Annotated in this window: 15 protein-coding genes; 3 read left to right on the top strand and 12 right to left on the bottom strand. The window is 65.9% G+C overall.

The window, feature by feature from the left end; all coding sequences use genetic code 11:
* Positions 1–265 precede the first annotated feature (265 nt).
* Positions 266–568: a hypothetical protein gene (locus tag WN72_RS41815; protein WP_027563064.1), complete on the top strand. Its 303-nt coding sequence runs from the start codon at positions 266–268 to the stop codon at positions 566–568.
* A gap of 62 nt (positions 569–630) precedes the next feature.
* On the opposite strand, the gene arfB is transcribed toward WN72_RS41815, so the two are convergent.
* The 7 genes from arfB to WN72_RS41780 form a co-directional block, all read right to left on the bottom strand.
* Positions 631–1,047: an alternative ribosome rescue aminoacyl-tRNA hydrolase ArfB gene (gene arfB, locus WN72_RS41810; RefSeq protein WP_027563063.1), complete on the bottom strand. Its 417-nt coding sequence runs from the start codon at positions 1,045–1,047 to the stop codon at positions 631–633.
* Positions 1,048–1,167: 120 nt separating this feature from the next.
* Entirely contained in the window at positions 1,168–2,535 is a 1,368-nt protein-coding gene (locus WN72_RS41805; RefSeq protein ID WP_027563062.1) for a M16 family metallopeptidase, read from the bottom strand.
* The gene (locus tag WN72_RS41800; RefSeq protein ID WP_194483056.1) at positions 2,532–3,923 is read right to left on the bottom strand and encodes a M16 family metallopeptidase; all 1,392 of its coding nucleotides are present in this window, start codon (positions 3,921–3,923) and stop codon (positions 2,532–2,534) included. The genes WN72_RS41805 and WN72_RS41800 overlap by 4 nt, the downstream gene beginning before the upstream one ends.
* A gap of 201 nt (positions 3,924–4,124) precedes the next feature.
* Positions 4,125–4,850 carry a hypothetical protein gene (locus WN72_RS41795; RefSeq protein ID WP_027563060.1) on the bottom strand — a complete coding sequence of 242 codons (726 nt, stop codon included), beginning with the start codon at positions 4,848–4,850 and terminating at the stop codon, positions 4,125–4,127.
* 96 nt (positions 4,851–4,946) lie between these two features.
* Complete coding sequence (lspA, locus tag WN72_RS41790; protein ID WP_092215312.1) at positions 4,947–5,441, bottom strand: signal peptidase II; 495 nt, start codon at positions 5,439–5,441, stop codon at positions 4,947–4,949.
* A gap of 10 nt (positions 5,442–5,451) precedes the next feature.
* The gene (ileS, locus tag WN72_RS41785) at positions 5,452–8,460 is read right to left on the bottom strand and encodes an isoleucine--tRNA ligase (protein ID WP_092215310.1); all 3,009 of its coding nucleotides are present in this window, start codon (positions 8,458–8,460) and stop codon (positions 5,452–5,454) included.
* A gap of 203 nt (positions 8,461–8,663) precedes the next feature.
* Complete coding sequence (locus WN72_RS41780) at positions 8,664–9,635, bottom strand: bifunctional riboflavin kinase/FAD synthetase (RefSeq protein ID WP_092215308.1); 972 nt, start codon at positions 9,633–9,635, stop codon at positions 8,664–8,666.
* Between the two features lie 229 nt (positions 9,636–9,864).
* Here WN72_RS41780 and WN72_RS41775 point away from each other — a divergent pair, with 229 nt between their 5' ends.
* Positions 9,865–10,260 carry a response regulator gene (locus tag WN72_RS41775; RefSeq protein ID WP_027551917.1) on the top strand — a complete coding sequence of 132 codons (396 nt, stop codon included), beginning with the start codon at positions 9,865–9,867 and terminating at the stop codon, positions 10,258–10,260.
* Between the two features lie 115 nt (positions 10,261–10,375).
* Here WN72_RS41775 and WN72_RS41770 read toward each other — a convergent pair whose 3' ends face one another.
* From WN72_RS41770 to WN72_RS41760, 3 genes are all read right to left on the bottom strand, one after another.
* Complete coding sequence (locus WN72_RS41770) at positions 10,376–11,230, bottom strand: TIGR01459 family HAD-type hydrolase (protein WP_027563056.1); 855 nt, start codon at positions 11,228–11,230, stop codon at positions 10,376–10,378.
* Positions 11,231–11,245: 15 nt separating this feature from the next.
* Positions 11,246–12,721, bottom strand: coding sequence for an EAL domain-containing protein (locus WN72_RS41765; RefSeq protein WP_092215305.1), 1,476 nt, complete (start codon positions 12,719–12,721; stop codon positions 11,246–11,248).
* 145 nt (positions 12,722–12,866) lie between these two features.
* Positions 12,867–14,429: a winged helix-turn-helix domain-containing protein gene (locus WN72_RS41760; RefSeq protein WP_167380764.1), complete on the bottom strand. Its 1,563-nt coding sequence runs from the start codon at positions 14,427–14,429 to the stop codon at positions 12,867–12,869.
* A gap of 123 nt (positions 14,430–14,552) precedes the next feature.
* Between WN72_RS41760 and WN72_RS41755 the strand changes: the two genes are divergently transcribed.
* The gene (locus tag WN72_RS41755) at positions 14,553–15,386 is read left to right on the top strand and encodes a class I SAM-dependent methyltransferase (protein WP_027563053.1); all 834 of its coding nucleotides are present in this window, start codon (positions 14,553–14,555) and stop codon (positions 15,384–15,386) included.
* Positions 15,387–15,436: 50 nt separating this feature from the next.
* Here the strand turns inward: WN72_RS41755 and WN72_RS41750 are convergent, their stop codons facing one another.
* Positions 15,437–16,567: a YihY/virulence factor BrkB family protein gene (locus WN72_RS41750; RefSeq protein WP_092215302.1), complete on the bottom strand. Its 1,131-nt coding sequence runs from the start codon at positions 16,565–16,567 to the stop codon at positions 15,437–15,439.
* A gap of 1 nt (position 16,568) precedes the next feature.
* A complete protein-coding gene (locus WN72_RS41745; RefSeq protein ID WP_092215301.1) occupies positions 16,569–17,156 on the bottom strand; it encodes a phage holin family protein in 588 nt (195 codons plus the stop codon).
* Positions 17,157–17,211 lie beyond the last annotated feature (55 nt).

Raw genomic sequence — 17,211 nt, 5'->3', positions numbered from 1 at the left:
AACTCTAGGCGTCGCCAAAGATGCGGTGGTAGTAGCGGGCTATTTCGCTGCGCGCGGAGATGTGCGCGGCATGTGGTGTTCCGCGCTGCCTTATATGCGGAGCACAATTCCGCGAAAGCGCCGTCAAATCCCTAAACGATCACCACACCATGCGCATTGCATGTCGACCGCGCCGCTTGAACTCTTTGCGCGATGCGATGGCCGGTGCAGACGAGCGGCGTGGGAGCCGCCGAGCCATTCATCGCGAAAAATCCAGGAGAAATGGATGAAGTTGGTGAAGACCTCGATGATCGCATGCGCCCTGTCGGCTCTCATTGCGACGCCCGTTCTCGCGCAAGGCGCGCCGCCTGCCAAGACCGGCGGCACCGTGCAAAGCAAGCCGATGCAAGGCACGATGGGCAGTGGCGATGAGGAGATGAACGCTCAGCCCGGCGCGGCGGGTGAGAAGACCGGCATGAAGTCGACCAAGGGTACCCGCGGCACGGTCGGCACCACGGGCAGCGCTGTGCACAAGGGGACCGCCGACGATGCCGCGACTGGCGGTGCAGCCCCGTCCAAGCGTTACTAGTCCCGCTGGCTGAAATGGCAAAACTCCGGTCGCCATGCGGCCGGAGTTTTCGCTAGTGCTTGCTAATCGTTGAAGCGGCCGCCGCGGCCGGCCTTGACGTCGCTGCGGCGCTTCTTGCCGTCGAGCCGGCGCTGTTTGGAGGCGTAGGTCGGCCGCGTCGCGCGGCGCGGCGTCGGGCGCACCATGGCCTCCTTGAGGATCTCGACGAGGCGGTCGATGGCGTCCTGGCGGTTGCGCTCCTGGGTGCGGAAGCGCTGGGCGTGGATCACGATCACGCCGTCCTTGGTCATGCGCTGGCCGGCGATGCGGGCGAGCCGGATGGCTGCGTCCTCCGGAATCGTCAGCTTGCCTGTGTCGAAGCGCAGTTGCGCCGAGGTCGCGACCTTGTTGACGTTCTGCCCGCCCGGGCCGGAGGCGCGGACAAAGCCGATCTCGATGTCGTCCTCGTCGATGACGAGGTCGCGGGATATCCGCAGCATGATGGCACCATTTCTGATGTCCGGACATATCGCGGACGTCCACGTTCGGCAATGGCGCCGATAAAAACGCAAATGGCCGGGCTAAGCTCGGCCATTTGATGAACCGCATAGAGAAGGGGGTCAGTTCGACTTCGTCGCCGGTGCTGCCGCCGGCTGCGCGGCGGCCTGCGGGGCGCGGCCGACGACCACGGTCAGCAGGCCCTGGCCCCACAGCCGCTTGGCGGCCGCCTTTGCGTCGTCCAGCGTCACCGCGTCGACTATGGCGTTGCGCTTCTCGATATAGTCGATCGGCAGCTTGTCCTGCTGGTACTGCAGCAGCGCCTGGGCGAGCTTGGAGGAGGTGTCGAGCGCCAGCATCTGGGAGCCCTTGAGGTAGGACTTGGCCTCGTCGAGCTCCTTCTGCGTCGGGCCCTCCTCGGCGATGCGGCGCACCTCCTTGTCGATGGCATCGATGGTGTCGCCGGCACGGTCGGCGCGGGTGCCGGTGTTGCCGATGAAGACCGCCGAATGTTCCATCCAGAGCAGCGATTCGAACACCGAATAGGCGAGGCCGCGCTTCTCGCGCACCTCGCGATAGAGCCGCGAGGACAGTCCGCCGCCGCCCAGGATGTGGTTGACGACATAGGCCGCCATGAAGTTCGGATCACTGCGCTTCACGCCGGGGCCGCCGAAGGTGATGACGGTCTGCGGCACGTCGAGCGTCACGAAGGTGCGCTGCGGCGGCTTGGCCGCCTCGATGTCCGGGACCGGCGTGAGGTTAGCCTTGGCGGGAAGACTGCCGAAGGTGTGGTCGAGCAGCTTGCCGAGGGTCTCGGGATCGACGTCGCCAACCACCGCGACCTTCAGCCCGTCCTTGGCGAGCACGCGGCCGACATAATCCTTCAGATCGGCGACCGAGATGGTCGGCACGCTGTCGAGGGTGCCGTTGGTCTGCCGCCCATAGGGATGATCGCCGAAGGCGACCTCGAGGAACTTGCGGCTCGCCAGCGAGGTCGGGTTGGTGGTCTCGCGGCGCAGGCCGGAGAGAACCTGCGAGCGGATGCGCTCGACATCGGCAGTGTCGAAATGCGGCGAGGTCAGCGCGCTCCTGAGCAGGTCGAAGGCCTCGTCCTTGTTGTCGCGCAGCATGCGCAGGCTGCCGCGGAACGTGTCGCGGGTGGCGCTGAAGGAGAGCTCGATGGCGCGGCGGTCGAGCCGCTCATGGAAGGTCTTGGAGTCGAGATCGCCGGAGCCTTCGTCAAGCAGGTCACCGACGAGGTTGGCGACACCCGACTTGTCCTTGGGATCCTGTGCCGAGCCGCCGGCAAACGAATATTCCATGGCGATGAGTGGCACGGTCGCGTCCTGGACGAACCAGGCCTCGATGCCGCCGGGGGAGACCAGGCGCTGGATCTTTGCGGCCGCTTGCGATGGCGAGATGCTCGCGAGCGCGAGCGCCGCGCCGGTGGCAAGGGAGAATGCAACGCGTCGAAGGAAGGGATAGGTCACGAACGCTTCTCCTCGCGCTTGGCGGTGGCGGTGTCCTTGATCAGATAGCCGGTCACCGATCGCTTCTTCTCGAGCCATTTCTGCGCAACTGCGCGCACCTGTTCGGCGGTGACCGCGCGGATGCGGTCCGGCCAGCTCCTGATATCCTCGATCGAAAGGCCCGTGGTCAGCGCGCCGCCATACCAGCGCGCGAGCACCGCCTGATTGTCCTGGGCGTAGATCGCTTCGGCAATGAGCTGGGTCTTCACCCGCTCGAGGTCCTCGGCGCGGATCGGGTTCTGCGCGATGTCGGCGATGACGCCGTCGATCACCTGCTCGACCTCGGTAAAGCTGACGCCGGGCTTCGGCGCGGCCGAGATCGCGAACTGGGTCGGGTCGAGCGAGATGCTCGAATAGCTGGCGCTGGCGGAGACCGCGAGCGGCTTGTCGACGACGAGGGCGCGGTAGAGATAGGAGTTGCTGCCGCTGCCCATCAGCTGCGCCAGCACGTCGAGCGCTGCGCTTTCGCCGGCCGCGGCGGTCGTCGCCGAGGGCACGAGATAATAGCGCCGCAGGTTCGGCTGCTCGACGCGCGGGTCGGCCAGCGTGACGGTGCGCGGCGCCGCCGGCTCCGGCTCCTGCGGGCGGACGCGCCGCGCCGGGATCGCGGGCTGGGCGGGGATCGCGCCGAAATTGCGCTCGACCAGCGGGCGGATGTCGGCGGCCTCGACGTCACCGGCGATCACCAGGATCGCGTTGTTCGGCGCGTAGAAGCGGCGGTAGAAGGTGAGCGCATCCTCGCGATCGAGCTTCTCGATTTCCTGGTGCCAGCCGATCACCGGCCGGCCGTAGGGATGGTTGAGATAGAGCGCGGCCATGATCTGCTCGTTGAGCCGCGCGTCCGGATTGTTGGCGACGCGCATGTTGTACTCTTCGAGCACGACGTCGCGCTCGGGCAGCACGTTCTCGTCCTTGAGGATCAGGCCGGTCATGCGGTCGGCCTCGAACTCCATCATGGTCGGCAGCTGCTCTTTCGGAACGCGCTGGTAGTAGTTGGTGTAGTCGACCGAGGTCGAGGCGTTCTCGTTGCCGCCGACGCGGAGCACGGTCTGGGAGAATTCGCCGACCGGATGTTTCGAGGTGCCCTTGAACATCAGATGCTCGAGGAAGTGCGCGAGGCCGGACTTGCCCGGCGTCTCGTCGGCCGAGCCGACCTTGTACCAGATCATCTCGGTGACCACGGGCGTGCGGTGATCCGGGATCACCACGACCTGCATGCCGTTGCCGAGCGTAAAGCTGGCGGGCGGGGCCGATGTCACAGTGGTCTGAGCGAGGGCGCTGGCTGAGAGGACGCTCGTCGAAAGCAGCGCGGCAAGAAGGCAGGCAGCCGATCGGTAAGAGGACATCATCATCCTTATGAAAGGCCGAGGTCCGGATGTCCGGCTCGGTGGCGCGGTATGCTACACCGCGCGGCTGAGGCTTCGCGTCACGAAGCAGAGAACGCAACGGGTAGGCAAGTTACTGATAGGCAATTTATCGATTGCGTCCGGCGTGCAGGGGCCGCCGGTGCCAGGTCCGCTTCGGTCAGGATGTCGCAGCGGACAGGAACGCTATTGTTCCTTGTCCTTGCCCGACATGATGTCGAAGTAGGTCTTTTTCGTATTGTCCTTGCCGGCGCCGTAGGCGTAGTTCGGCGAAGGCGTCTGGTAGCCCGGCGGGGGCTCGACCAGGGACTGGCGCGGCGGCTCGCTGGTGAATTGCTTTTCTTCGGGCGTGCCGCCCTTCATCATGCCCCACAGGCCGCCCGTGAAACCGAGCTGGGCGGGGCTCAGCGACGGATTGGAGTTCGTGCCCGGCTGAATCGGATCGTTGCTGGTACGCTCGGGGGCTGCGGTCCTGCCGACTTCCATCTCGGCCGGTGAAAGCGTGCGGCCCGCCTGCCAGCTCTCGGTTGCCTTGACGGCCTTCTTCCGCGCGGCGATGGCCTCCTTGCGGCGCTTCTCGTCGGGGTCCTTTGGCCAGTTCGGCGCATTCTTGGCCTGGGCGCCGGCCGGCGGCGGCAGGTCGAGCTTCGGCGGCACGACCAGCGGCGAGCGCTCGCGGTATTCGATGCCGGGCTTTTCCATGCTCTTGGCGCCGATGCCGGACATCAGATTGTCGATGAGCTTCTCTTCGAAGGTCATCCCGTCATCTTCATCATCGTCGTCACCGGCGCGGGCGGCGCCTGCTGCCATGACGAGACCGATGCCGAGCGCGACAGCGGACACTTTCAACGCCCGCCAGAGCCCGCCTTGGGGATCTCGAACCATTGAACCGCTGGTCTTCGAGCTGCGCATCACTGTACCTGTTCCATATTGTGGCAGATTGCCGCTCGCTCGCGGCCTAACCCTCGCAAAAACAGGGTTCCACCTGCCGGTCCGTATCGGCCGGGATCAGGGCGCTTTTGCGGCGGGTACCCCCAGGAAGGAATCATACAATAGCCCCGCCACCCCAGCAACGATGGCCACGTCGGCGAGGTTAAACACGTACCAATTATAGGTATTTCCGGCTATCTCGACGTGGAGCAGGGCGAAATCGACCACCGCGCCATAGGCGAGGCGATCGATACCGTTGCCGATCGCGCCCCCGATGATCAGGCCGAGCGCGACCGTCGCCAGCAGGGTGTGCGAGCGGGCCATCCAGATCGCCAGCGCCACCACGGCAATGGCCTTGACCGCCATCAGCGCGATTTGCGCCGCCTGGCCGTCGTTCTGGAGCCAGCCGAAGCTGATGCCGATGTTCCAGGCCAGCACCAGGTCGAAGAACGGCGTCACCCGCACCACGCCGCGACGGGCGAGGTCGAACACGTTGAGCAGCCAGAGTTTCGAGGCCTGGTCGAGGATGACCGTGACCACGGCCGAGAGGATGCCGGCGCGGAGCGGGGTCATGGCTGGCCGATCAGACGCTCACGCCCAACGCCTTCCATTCGCGCAGTGCCTGAGCATCGCGCGGGGTGACGTCGGGATATTCGGCGTCCTCGCCGACGGTCGGCGAGATCTTCCAGGAGCGGGCGCATTTGGTGCCGACCGCCTTCTCGACCACGACCGCGACGCCGGGCACGGCATCGAGGCGGAACGCGCTCGCCGGCGCCTCGCCCTCGCGCACCTCGTAGTTCGAGGTGATGCAGACTTCGGCGAGATCGACATCGAACAGCGTCATCATCATGTCCCTGTCGGCGACATAGATCACCGGCGAGGCCTCCAGCGACGAGCCGATGTTCTTGGCGGCGCGCTCGAGCTCAAGCGCGCCGGTCACGACGCGGCGAATGTCGCGGATCGTCTCCCACTTTGCGGCGAGCTTGTCGTCGCGCAGCTGCTCGATGTCGGTCGGGAACAAGGTCAAATGGACCGACGGCTCCGCGTTGGGGCGGAACATCCGCCAGGCCTCATCCGTCGTGAAGCTCAGGATCGGCGCGAGCCACTTCAAGAGAGCATCGCACAACAGCTCGATGGCGGTGAGCGCCGCCTTGCGCGCCACCGAGGACGGCGGATCGCAATACAGCGTGTCCTTGCGGATGTCGAAGTAGAACGCCGACAGCTCGGAGTTCATGAAAGCCGACAGGCTTGCGACCACGGTCTTGTAATCGAACGCGGCATAGGCCTTGCGGATGGTTTCGGCATGGCCGGCCAGCTCGTGCAGCATCAGCCGCTCGAGCTCGGGCATGTCGGCATAGGCGACCTTCTCGCTTGCCTTGAAGTGATGCAGCGTGCCGAGCATCCAGCGGAGCGAGTTGCGCAGCTTGCGATAGGTCTCGATGGTGTTCTTCAGGATCTCCGGGCCGATGCGCTGGTCGTCGGCATAGTCGGTGGCGCAGACCCACAGGCGCAGGATGTCCGCGCCGGAATCCTTGATCACCTTCTGTGGCTCGACAGTGTTGCCGAGCGACTTCGACATCTTGCGGCCGTTCTCGTCGAGCGTGAAGCCGTGGGTCAGCACGATGTCGTAGGGCGCGCGGCCGCGCGTGCCGGCGCTTTCCAGCAGCGAGGAGTGGAACCAGCCGCGATGCTGGTCGCTGCCTTCGAGATACATCACGGTGTCTTCGCCGCCGTCGACCTTGCGGACGATGTTGCCGAGCTGCGGGAAGTTCTGGCGATCCTCGAGCACGAAGGCGTGCGTGGACCCGGAATCGAACCAGACGTCGCAGATGTCGTCGACCTTCTTCCAGTCTTCGCTCGCGCGGGAGCCGAGGAAGCGCTCGCGGGCGCCGTCCATGTACCAGGCGTCGGCGCCTTCCTCCATGAAGGCTTCCGCGATGCGCTGGTTGACGATCTCGTCCTGGAGGATCTCGGCAGAGCCGTCGGCCTTCTCGCGCACGAATACGGCGATCGGCACGCCCCAAGCGCGCTGGCGCGAGATCACCCAGTCCGGACGATTGGCGATCATGCCGTTGATGCGGTTCTCGCCCGACGGCGGCACCCATTGCGTGACCGAGATCGCATGCAGCGCGCGGGCGCGCAGCGTGTCGCCCTTCTTCGCATGGCCGTTCTCGCTGACGTCCTTGTCCATCGCGATGAACCATTGCGGCGTGTTGCGGAAGATCACCGGCTTCTTCGAGCGCCAGGAGTGCGGATATTGGTGCTTGAGACGGCCGCGCGCGAGCAGCTTGCCGCCCTCGATCAGCGCCTTGATCACGGCCTCGTTGGCATCGCCCTTCTCGCCCTTGTCGTTGAGCACGCGCTTGCCGGTGAAGCCGGGGGCCTGTGCGGTGTAGGCGCCGTTCTCGTCGACGGTATAGGGGATCGCAGTCGAGATGCCGCGCGCATCGAGCTCGCGGGTGTTGGCCATCCAGACGTCGAAGTCCTCGCGGCCGTGGCTCGGTGCGGTGTGCACAAAGCCGGTGCCGGTGTCGTCGGTGACATGCTCGCCGGCGAGCAGCGGCACGATGAACTCGTAACCGCCGCCGAGGCCGCGCAGGGGATGGGCGCATTCGACCGCGTCCAGCGTGTCGCCGGGAATGTCGCGCACCTTCTCGTAAGAGGTGACGCGCGCCTGTTTGAACACCTCTGCGGCGAGCGCATCGGCCAGGATCAGGAGATCGCCGGTCTTGGCCCAATTGTCGGCGGGCGCGTCCGTGACCTTATAGAGGCCGTAGGCGATCTTCGGCGAGAACGAGATGGCGCGGTTGCCCGGCAGCGTCCAGGGCGTCGTGGTCCAGATCACGACCGAGGCATTGGCGAGCGCGCCATGCGCAGGCGAGGTGACCGGGAATTTCACCCAGACCATGTCGGAGGTGTAGTCCTCGTACTCGACCTCGGCTTCCGCGAGCGCAGTCTTCTCGACCACGCTCCACATCACCGGCTTGGAGCCGCGATACAGCGTGCCGTTGGCCGCGAACTTCATCAGCTCGCGCGCGATCTGCGCTTCGGCCGGATAGCTCATGGTCTGATAGGGATGATCCCAGTCGCCGATGATGCCGAGGCGCTTAAACTCCTCGCGCTGCACGTTGATCCAGTGCGTCGCATAGGCACGGCATTCTTTCCGGAACGCCACCATCGCGGCGGAGTCGCGGAAATCGGGCTTCTGCTTGCCCTTCTTGCGGTAGTTCTCCTCCTCGATCTTCCATTCGATCGGCAGGCCGTGGCAGTCCCAGCCGGGCACGTAGTTGGAGTCGAAGCCGAGCATCTGCTGGCTCTTGGTCACGACGTCCTTGAGGATCTTGTTCAGCGCATGCCCGATATGGATGTTGCCGTTGGCATAGGGCGGGCCGTCATGCAGCACGAACTTGGCGCGGCCCTCGGCGTCCTTGCGCAGCTTGTCGTAGAGACCGATGTCGTTCCAGTATTTCAGGATCTCCGGCTCGCGCTGCGGCAGGCCGGCGCGCATCGGGAATTCGGTCTGCGGCAGGAACAGGGTCTTCGAATAGTCTTTGGCTTCAGACTTTTGGGACTTTTGCGGCTTTTCGGACATGAGGCTGACTGGCTCGGAAGGGCGCGGGAACGGATGGCGATTGGGAATCGCGGGGTGAAACGTCAAAATCCCGGTCTTGCGCCGAGCCTTCAGGCTCAGGCGGAAGCCGGGCCGCTAATCCCTATGATGCGCCGCGCAAACATGGGCCCTCCATAGCAGCCGGGCGAGGCAAGCGCAAAGGTTCGGCGGGCCGGATTCGGGCCTCAATCGATCACGCCGAGCCGCGGAAACGCGTCGGGGGCGGCGGCCAGCATGGCGCGGGCGCGGGCGGAATCGTCGTCCATCTGGCGGATCAGGGCCTCCAGGCTGTCGAATTTCAGCTCCTCGCGGATGAAGCCGACGAAGGCACAGTCGAGCGTCTGGCCGTAGAGGTCGCCCTTGAAGTCGAACAGGAAGATTTCCAGGAGGGGCGCGCCATTATCAAAGGTTGGGCGGCGGCCGAAGCTCGCCACCCCATCCAGCCGCTCAGGCCCGCGGCCGACCCGCACCGCATAGATGCCGTGCTTGAGCCCGCAATTGGCATCCAACTGGATATTGGCGGTGGGGTAGCCGAGGTCGCGGCCACGCTTCTCGCCGTGGATCACCTCGCCGGTGACGAACCAGGGTGCGCCCAGCATGGTGGTGGCATCATTGAGCAGGCCTTCGGCGAGCGCGATCCGGATCGCGCTGGAGGACACCGGCCGCTCGTCGATGTCGATATGCGGCTGCACGTCGACCTCGATGCCAAGCCGGGGCGCCTCGTTGACCAGCAGGCTCGGCGAGCCGACGCGACCTTTGCCGAAATGGAAGTCGTAACCGACCGCGATGCCGCTGACGCCGAGGCGCCCGATCAGGTCATGGTGAATGAAGTCTTGCGCGCTGGTGCCGGCGCGCGCCTTGTCGAAGGTCATGACCACGGCGCCGGCGAGCCCGGTGCCGGCCAGTAGCCGCAGCTTGGCCCGTTCATCCGTCAAGCGGAATTGCGGGGTGTTGGGGCTGAAAAACCGCCGCGGATGCGGCTCGAAGGTCAAGGCCAGCGCAGGGCGGCCATGCGCCCGGCCCATTTCCAGGGCCGCGGCGATCACGGCCCGATGGCCGAGATGAACGCCGTCGAAATTGCCCATGGCGACCACGGCGCCCCGGGGAATGGCGGAATCCGGCGTGCTGTCGCGGATAACGGTAAAAGGCGGAGACATCAGGGGAATTCTCGGAGCCGGCGGGACCGGCCGGGACCGTGGCGCGACCGGCCGGATGAAGTCAAGCGGGAGGGTGCGGCCGAATTGAACACGATTTCAATTCTTCGAAGGCGTCCCCAGTTAACGGGCTGTTTAACGCCTTGATGCTAGTCCTTGATCGTGGAACCGCCGGGCTCCGGTCTGGCAGGTCTGATCGTAATATTCCTGGGTATGCGTTGGGGGAGTCGAGATGGCGGTTGATTTGTCGATGCCGGTTCTGGTGGTGGATGACTATAGCACCATGATCCGTATCATCCGGAATCTGCTGAAGCAGCTTGGCTTCGATAATATCGATGATGCCAGCGACGGTTCGGCGGCGCTGAACAAGATGCGCGGCAAGAAATACGGGCTTGTGATTTCCGACTGGAACATGGAGCCGATGACGGGCTACGACCTGCTGCGCGAAGTGCGCGCGGATCCGAACCTCGCCACCACGCCGTTCATCATGATCACGGCGGAATCGAAGACCGAGAACGTGATCGCGGCCAAGAAGGCCGGCGTGAACAATTACATCGTCAAGCCGTTCAACGCGGCGACGCTGAAGACCAAGATCGAGGCGGTCTTCCCGGACATGGCGAGCGCGTAAGCGCTAAAGCTGCCAGCTGAATTCGGAGGGCCCGGGCTTTGTCCCGGGCTTTCTCTGCTGGGTTCGTCATTCCGGGTTCGCGCTTCGCGCGCCCCGGAATGACAGAGCTAGAAAATCACCACTTCAATTCGCGCATCAGCGCCTTCGGCGGATGGCCGAACAATTCCATCACCGAGTTCGGGTCGAGCTGGTCGAGGCCCTCGAACTCCTCGGCATGGATGCCGCGGGTGACGAACAGGCAGTCGATGCCGAACTCACGCGCGCCGGTCAGGTCGGTGCGGACGGAATCGCCGATCGCCAGCACCTTCTTCCGGTCGATCATATGGCCCTGGCGTTCGCCGGCGAGCCGCATCGCGCGCTCGTAGATCGGCCGGTGCGGCTTGCCGTAGAAGATCACCTCGCCGCCGAGCTCCCGATAGAGCTCCGCGATGGCGCCGGCGCAATAGATCAGCCGGTCGCCGCGCTCCACGACGATGTCGGGGTTGGCGCAGACCAGCGTCAGCTTGCGCTCGCGCGCCTTCAGCATCATGCCGCGATAGTCTTCCGCCGTCTCGGTCTCGTCGTCATAGAGGCCGGTGCAGACAATGTAGTCGGCCTCTTCCAGCGGCGCGGTGGTCGCATCGAGGCCGCGGTAGATCGAATTGTCGCGCTCGGGGCCGAGCCAGAACATCTTGCTTCCGGGATGCTCGGCGACATAGAGCCGGGTCAGATCGCCCGATGACACGATGGCGTCATAGGTCTCGTCGGCGACGCCGAGCTTGCGCAGTTGCCGCTGCACGGAGTCGGCCGGGCGCGGCGCGTTGGTGATCAGGATCACCGTACCGCCGCGGCTGCGATAGGTATGCAACGCCTCGCAGGCTTCGGGGAAGGATTCGAGGCCGTTATGAACCACGCCCCAGATGTCGCTGAGCACGACCTCGACGCCGCCCACGAGCTCGCGCAGGCCTTGGGCGAAATGCAGCGTGGTCATGACGTGTGTGGCCGATCAGATGCGGCGCGCGAGCGCGGCGTTACCGGTGATGCGCTGTGACGGAGCTGCGGCTGACGTCGCGCTTGGGCTGGGGGAAGCGGAGCCATTGGATCCCTGAATGTCCTGCGCCTGGTTCGGCGCGGCCCCGCCGGTAGCAGATGCCCCCTCCGGCCGCAATGGCCGGGGCGGCGCGAACAGGAAGCCCTGGCCGAACCGCACGTCATAGTCGAGCAGATCGACCACGGCGCGCTCGCCCTCGATCCGCTCGGCGATCAGGTCGATGCCGAAACGGCCGAGCAGGTCGGAAAGATCGGACGGGTGGATGTCGGAGGCCGACGCCTGCCTGGGGTCGAGCAGCAGCGTCGCCGGCACCTTGATGAAGCGCACGCCACGATCGGCGAGCTCGCGCGGCTCGATCCTGAGATCGGTGACATGGTCGATCGAGAAGCGGAAGCCGCGCTGGGCGAGCGCGGCGAGGTTCTCGGTCTCGGCCGGGCCGAGATTGCGGAAGGTCGCCTGCTTGAACTCCAGCACCAGCGAGGGCGCCAGCGCCCGGTTGGCTTCGAGGAAGTCGAGGCATTGCGCGAAGGTGGTGGAATTGCCGAGCGTGGAGGCCGCCACGTTGCAGAACACGCCGACATCCTTGTTGCGCACCATCAGGCGCCGCAGCACCTGCACGCAGCGCAGCATCACCATGTTGTCGATGCGCCCGATCAGCCCGGAGGCCTCGGCGATGCTGATGAACTCCTCGGCCGCGATCAGCTGGTCGCGCTCGTCGCGCACCCGCGTCACGGCTTCGTAGAACCGCACCTTGCGCTGCGGCAGCGTCACCATCGGCTGAAGGAAGATGTCGATGCGGTTCTCGTCGACCGCGTTGCGCAGCGTTGCCAGCATTTGGGTCTGGTTGCGGCCACCGGCGGGAGCCTGATGGGCGGTCTGGGTCTGGACCGCGGGTGCTGCCGGGCGCGATGGCGGAGTGGCAAGCGGGGGAGGTGCGACCGGCTTCTGATCGAACGGTGCGGCCAGATCGATTGGCGCCTCCGCTTCCAGACTTGCGACGGGAGCGGGAGAGGGCAGTGGCGCCGCGCCGGCCAGGAGATCCTCATGCGCCGACACTGTGGTGGCGAGCTGCTTGACCAGCCCGCCGAGCTCATTGATCTCGCCGACCACCGACTGGATGCGGTCGGAGTTGGTCGAATTGGACGAGGCGATACGTCCCTCGATCGCAGCGAGGCGGCGGCCGAACTCGGCGACCTGGCGGGCGAGGTCGGCGGTGCCGCGCGAGAGGTCGGCGATCTGGCCGCCGACATCGCTGCGGTCGCGCAGCCGCATCGACACCGCATTGTAGAGGATCAGGAAGGTCAGCGCGGTCAGCGCCACGATCGCGGATTCGGTTCCGCTGATGCCGGCGACCGAATAGAGCACCAGCCCGAGCGAGGCGGCGACCAGAACCATGCAGATGGCGATGAAGATCGTCGAAATGCGAATCATGCCGCGCGTTACGCCTCAAAGAGCTGACTGCCTCACGCCGGGAAAACACGGGTCGCGGTCCGAACCCCGTCACGCCTCATGCTCCCCCAAGCCGCACGAGCTTAACATCATTGTTGATTCGAGGGGATAGCGGCCTCGTAGCTGCTTATCTCAATCCGGCGCGGCGAAAGCCCTCGAGGTAGTGCTCGCGGTCGGCGGCGAGCTTGATCGGCATGAACTCGGCGATCCAGGCCAGCGACACGTTCGGCTGGGCGCGGCGGAGTTCCTCCAGGGCGGCATGGGCGATCCCGGCTTGCCCGGCCATGCCCGCGGCCGCGGTCAGCACCCGGTGTGCGCCGACGAAGTCGCTGCGCTGGCGCAGGGATTCCTGGGCGAGGCGGATGGCTTCCGGGTAGTCGCTACCGAGGAAGCGGGCATAGGCGGCGATGCCGAAATAGACGGGGGCATAGGGATCGCGCGGACTGAGGCGGATCGCCCTGCGCGCCGCCTCGTCGGCCTCCTGCCAGCGGCCGCAATAGCTCAAGGCCAGTCCATAATAGCCCTGTGCCAGCGCAAAATTCGGATTGAGCTGCAGCGCGGTCTCGAATTCGGCGAGCGAGTCGTCGAACCGCCGCGCGAACAGGTTGACGTGGCCGAGCGCGTTGTGCGCCCAGGCATCCTCGTCGTCGGCGCGGATCGCGGCGCGCGCCGCGCGCTCGGCGGCGGTGATGGCGCTCGCCATCTCCATCCAGCCCATATGCGCGGTGAACATGTAGCTGGTGCCGAGCAGGCCGAGCGCCTTGCCGTAGTTCGGGTCGAGCGCGATGGCCTTTTCGAGCAGCGCCTGCGCCACCACATGGTCCTGCCGCGTCACGCGCCAGTAATGCGACAGCGCGCGCATCACGAGGTCCCAGGCGTCCATGCTGTCGGGCGGTTTGCGCTCGGCGCGAAAATTTTCGGCTGCGTAAAGCTGCGGCTCGATCGCGGCGACGATGGCTTCGGTGATCTCGTCCTGCACGGCGAAGACGTCGGCGAGCTCGCGGTCGTAGCGCTCGGCCCAGAGATGACTGCCGGTGGCGACGTCGTTGAGCTGCGCGGTGATGCGGACGCGCTCGCCGCCCCTGCGGACGCTGCCTTCGACGACATAGCGCACGCCGAGCTCTTCGGCGACCTGCCGCAGATGCACCGTGCGGCCCTTGTAGATGAAGGAGGAGTTGCGCGCGATGACGAAGAACCAGCGCAGCTTCGACAGCGCGGTGATGATGTCCTCGCTGATGCCGTCGGAGAAATAATCCTGCTCGGCCTCGCCGCTCATGTTGGTGAAGGGCAGGACGGCGATCGCGGGACGATCGGGCAGCGGCAGTCCGGTCGGCGCTGCGGTCGTGGGCGCCAACAAGACCGCCGGCTTCGCTGCATCCGAGCGCTCGATCACCGCGCCGACGAAGCGCACGCCCTTGCGTGCGATGGTGCGGATCAGCCGCTGCTCCTCGCCATTGTCATTGACCGCGCGCCTGGCGGCATTGATCCGGCTGGTCAGCGTCGATTCCGAGACGACGCGGCCGTTCCAGACCGCGTCGAGCAGATTGTCCCGCGTCACCACGCGCTCGCGGTTGCGGACGAGATAGATGAGGAGATCGAACACCTGAGGTTCGAGCGCGATGAGCGCATCCGCCCGCCGCAATTCGCGGCGCTCGGGATCGAGCACGAAATCCTCGAACTGAAACGTCACAATCCCTCCTCGGCTCCCGCGCGGAAATCAAGGCGGCCTCAGCGTAAAATAACGCCGCTCTCAAGGCCAGCGATGCGCATGCGCCCTATCGTCCCGGCGTTTTCAACCCGCAGGAGATTGCTCATGTCGACATCCGCCGCACTCAAGCCAGCCACACCCGATCTTGCCGCCGTCAAGCAGCGCCAGCATGGCGCCTGGTCGTCCGGCGACTATGCCGTCGTCGGCACCACCTTGCAGATCGTCGGCGAGCAGCTCTGTGAGGCACTCGACATACGCGCCGGCAGCAAGGTGCTGGACGTCGCCGCCGGCAACGGCAATGCGACATTGGCCGCAGCACGGCGCTGGTGTGACGTCACATCCACGGACTATGTGCCGGCGCTGCTCAAGCGCGGGCAGGAGCGCGCGGCGGCGGACCATCTGACCGTCGAATTCCGGGAGGCGGATGCCGAGGCGCTTCCCTTTGCGGACAACAGCTACGACGTCGTGCTCTCGACCTTCGGCGTGATGTTCACGCCGGACCAGGACAAGGCGGCCTCCGAGCTCGCGCGGGTCTGCAAATCCGGCGGCAAGATCGGCCTCGCCAACTGGACGCCGCAGGGGTTCATCGGCCAGCTCTTCAAGACCATCGGCAAGCATATCGCCCCGCCGGCAGGCGTGAAGTCGCCTGCGCTGTGGGGCACCCCAGCTCGGCTCGAGGAGATGTTCGGCAGCAAGGCTTCCGAGATCGTGGCCGAGCCGCGCATGTTCGTGTTCCGCTACCGCTCGCCGGACCACTGGCTCGAAATCTTCAAGACCTTCTACGGGCCGACGCTGAAGGCGTTCGCCGCGCTCGACGAGAGCGGCCAGGCCGCGCTGAAGCGCGATCTCATGGCGCTGCTCGGCGAGTTCAACCATGCCGATGACGGCACGATCGTCGTGCACAGCGAATATCTGGAAGCGGTCATCACCAAGCGCTGAAATCGAGTGTGGTCAGGCCGGATCAACTCCGGCCTGATCGTCGTCCTCCGCTAGAACGGCGCGGTGGCGCCGACCGTGTCGGCCGAGACCGCCTCGCGGCTGCCGAGCGGCTTGGGGCGACCGGTCGTCGTGTCGCGCAGGGTCTGCCGCTCGATCTCCGAGTTCAGCTCGGCGCCGAACATGATGACGATCGCCGACATCCACATCCACATCATCAGGCCGATCGCCGCGCCAAGCGAGCCGTAGGTCGCGTTGTAATTGGCGAAGGACGAGAGATACCAGGACAGCAGCGACGAGCCGGCGATCCAGAGAATGGCGGCGGTCAGCGCGCCGGGGCTCAGCCATTGCCAGCGCGGCGCATCGCGGCTTGGCGCGAAGCGGTAGAGGACGGCGAGCGCGACCATGAGAATCAGGAACAGCAGCGGCCAGCGCGCCAGCGCGACGATCAGCTTGCTCTCGGGGGCGATGCCGAGATGATCGAGCGCGAGCGGGAAGGCGACCACGGTGCCGACCATCACCAGGAGCGCGACGATGCCACCGACCGTGAAGGCCAGCGACACCAGGTTCAGCTTGATGAAGCTGCGCTTCTCGTGCTCCTCATAGGCGACGTTGAGCGCGTCGAAGATCGCCTTGACCCCGGCATTGGCGCTCCAGATCGCGAGCACGAAGCCGAACAGGAATGTGGCGCCGAGCGCCGTGTTGCCCTTCGACACCACGCGCCCGACCTGCTCCTCGACGATCTCAAACGTGCCCTGGGGCAGCATCATTGCCAGCTTCTGGAGGTTGTCGCTGATGGTGGTGGGATCGGCGAATAGTCCGTAGGACGAGACCAGCGCCGTGACGGCCGGAAAGATCGCGAGCAGGCCGAAGAACACGACGCCGCCGGCGGTGGCGAGCAGGCGATCGTCGTCGATGCGCTGATAGGTGCGCCAGAAGATGTCCTTCCAGCCGGCGAAGGGAATCGCGAACGGGCTTTTCGAGCGGCGGCCGTGGCCGGGCTGCGTCGCCGCGCTGGCCGGGCTGGTTTCCGGTGAGTTCGCCTCGCTGTTGCGGTGATCCTGCGGAGGTCCCGGACGGATCAGGCCGGAGTCCTGGAAGTAGCGCTCCGCCGTCAGCACGAAGACGGCAGTGGCCGCCACCAGCAGCCAGCTGTCGATCTGCTCGGAGCGCCGCACCAGCATGTCACGTCTCCATCCTTTGCCCGTGGCGCCGCCGGCGCGCGGCCGTGACGCCCAGCAACCCCACCGCCGCGAGCATCAGGCCGAGCTGCACGGGCCGGTTGGTGCGAACCGGCCGGCTCCTGTTGCCATGACCGCGTTCGCCGGGTGCGAGCGGCGCGAGGGGAATCGTCGTCGCCACCTCCTTCACGGCCTGCTTGACCGTTCCGCGCGGGATCCGCGGCGTCGCGATCGCCACGCGCAGGCGGCTCGCAAGCGGCACGATCGGCTTGGCCTTGCGCTTCATCTGCGCCGTCGCGATCCCGGCACAGACCGCGGCCAGCACCAGCAGCACGGCGGCGACGGCGCCAAAGCCCCAGAATTGCCCGTAGGTGATCGCGATCCAGCGGTACAAGGCGACCAGCCCGACGAAAAATGCCGCGACAACGAACAGGCCCGCGACCGCGAACAGCCCGCCGGCCACGGCGTAGGATGTCACCTTGCCGGTTGCGTGGCTGGTCTGGTCACGCAGATAGGATTGAGCGGCGCGTTTGACGTGATTGAGCTTGAGCGCCACGCCGGCGCGTAACAATTCGCCCGATGGCGCGAGCATGCGGACACCCTCCGAGAGCGAGACAATGCATCGGGGGATGAACGTGGCCGAATTT

Source organism: Bradyrhizobium arachidis, assembly GCF_015291705.1.
Taxonomy (GTDB): Bacteria; Pseudomonadota; Alphaproteobacteria; order Rhizobiales; family Xanthobacteraceae; genus Bradyrhizobium; species Bradyrhizobium arachidis.
The sequence above is the reverse complement of the archived record's forward strand: the minus strand, read 5'-3'. Positions and strand labels throughout refer to the sequence as shown.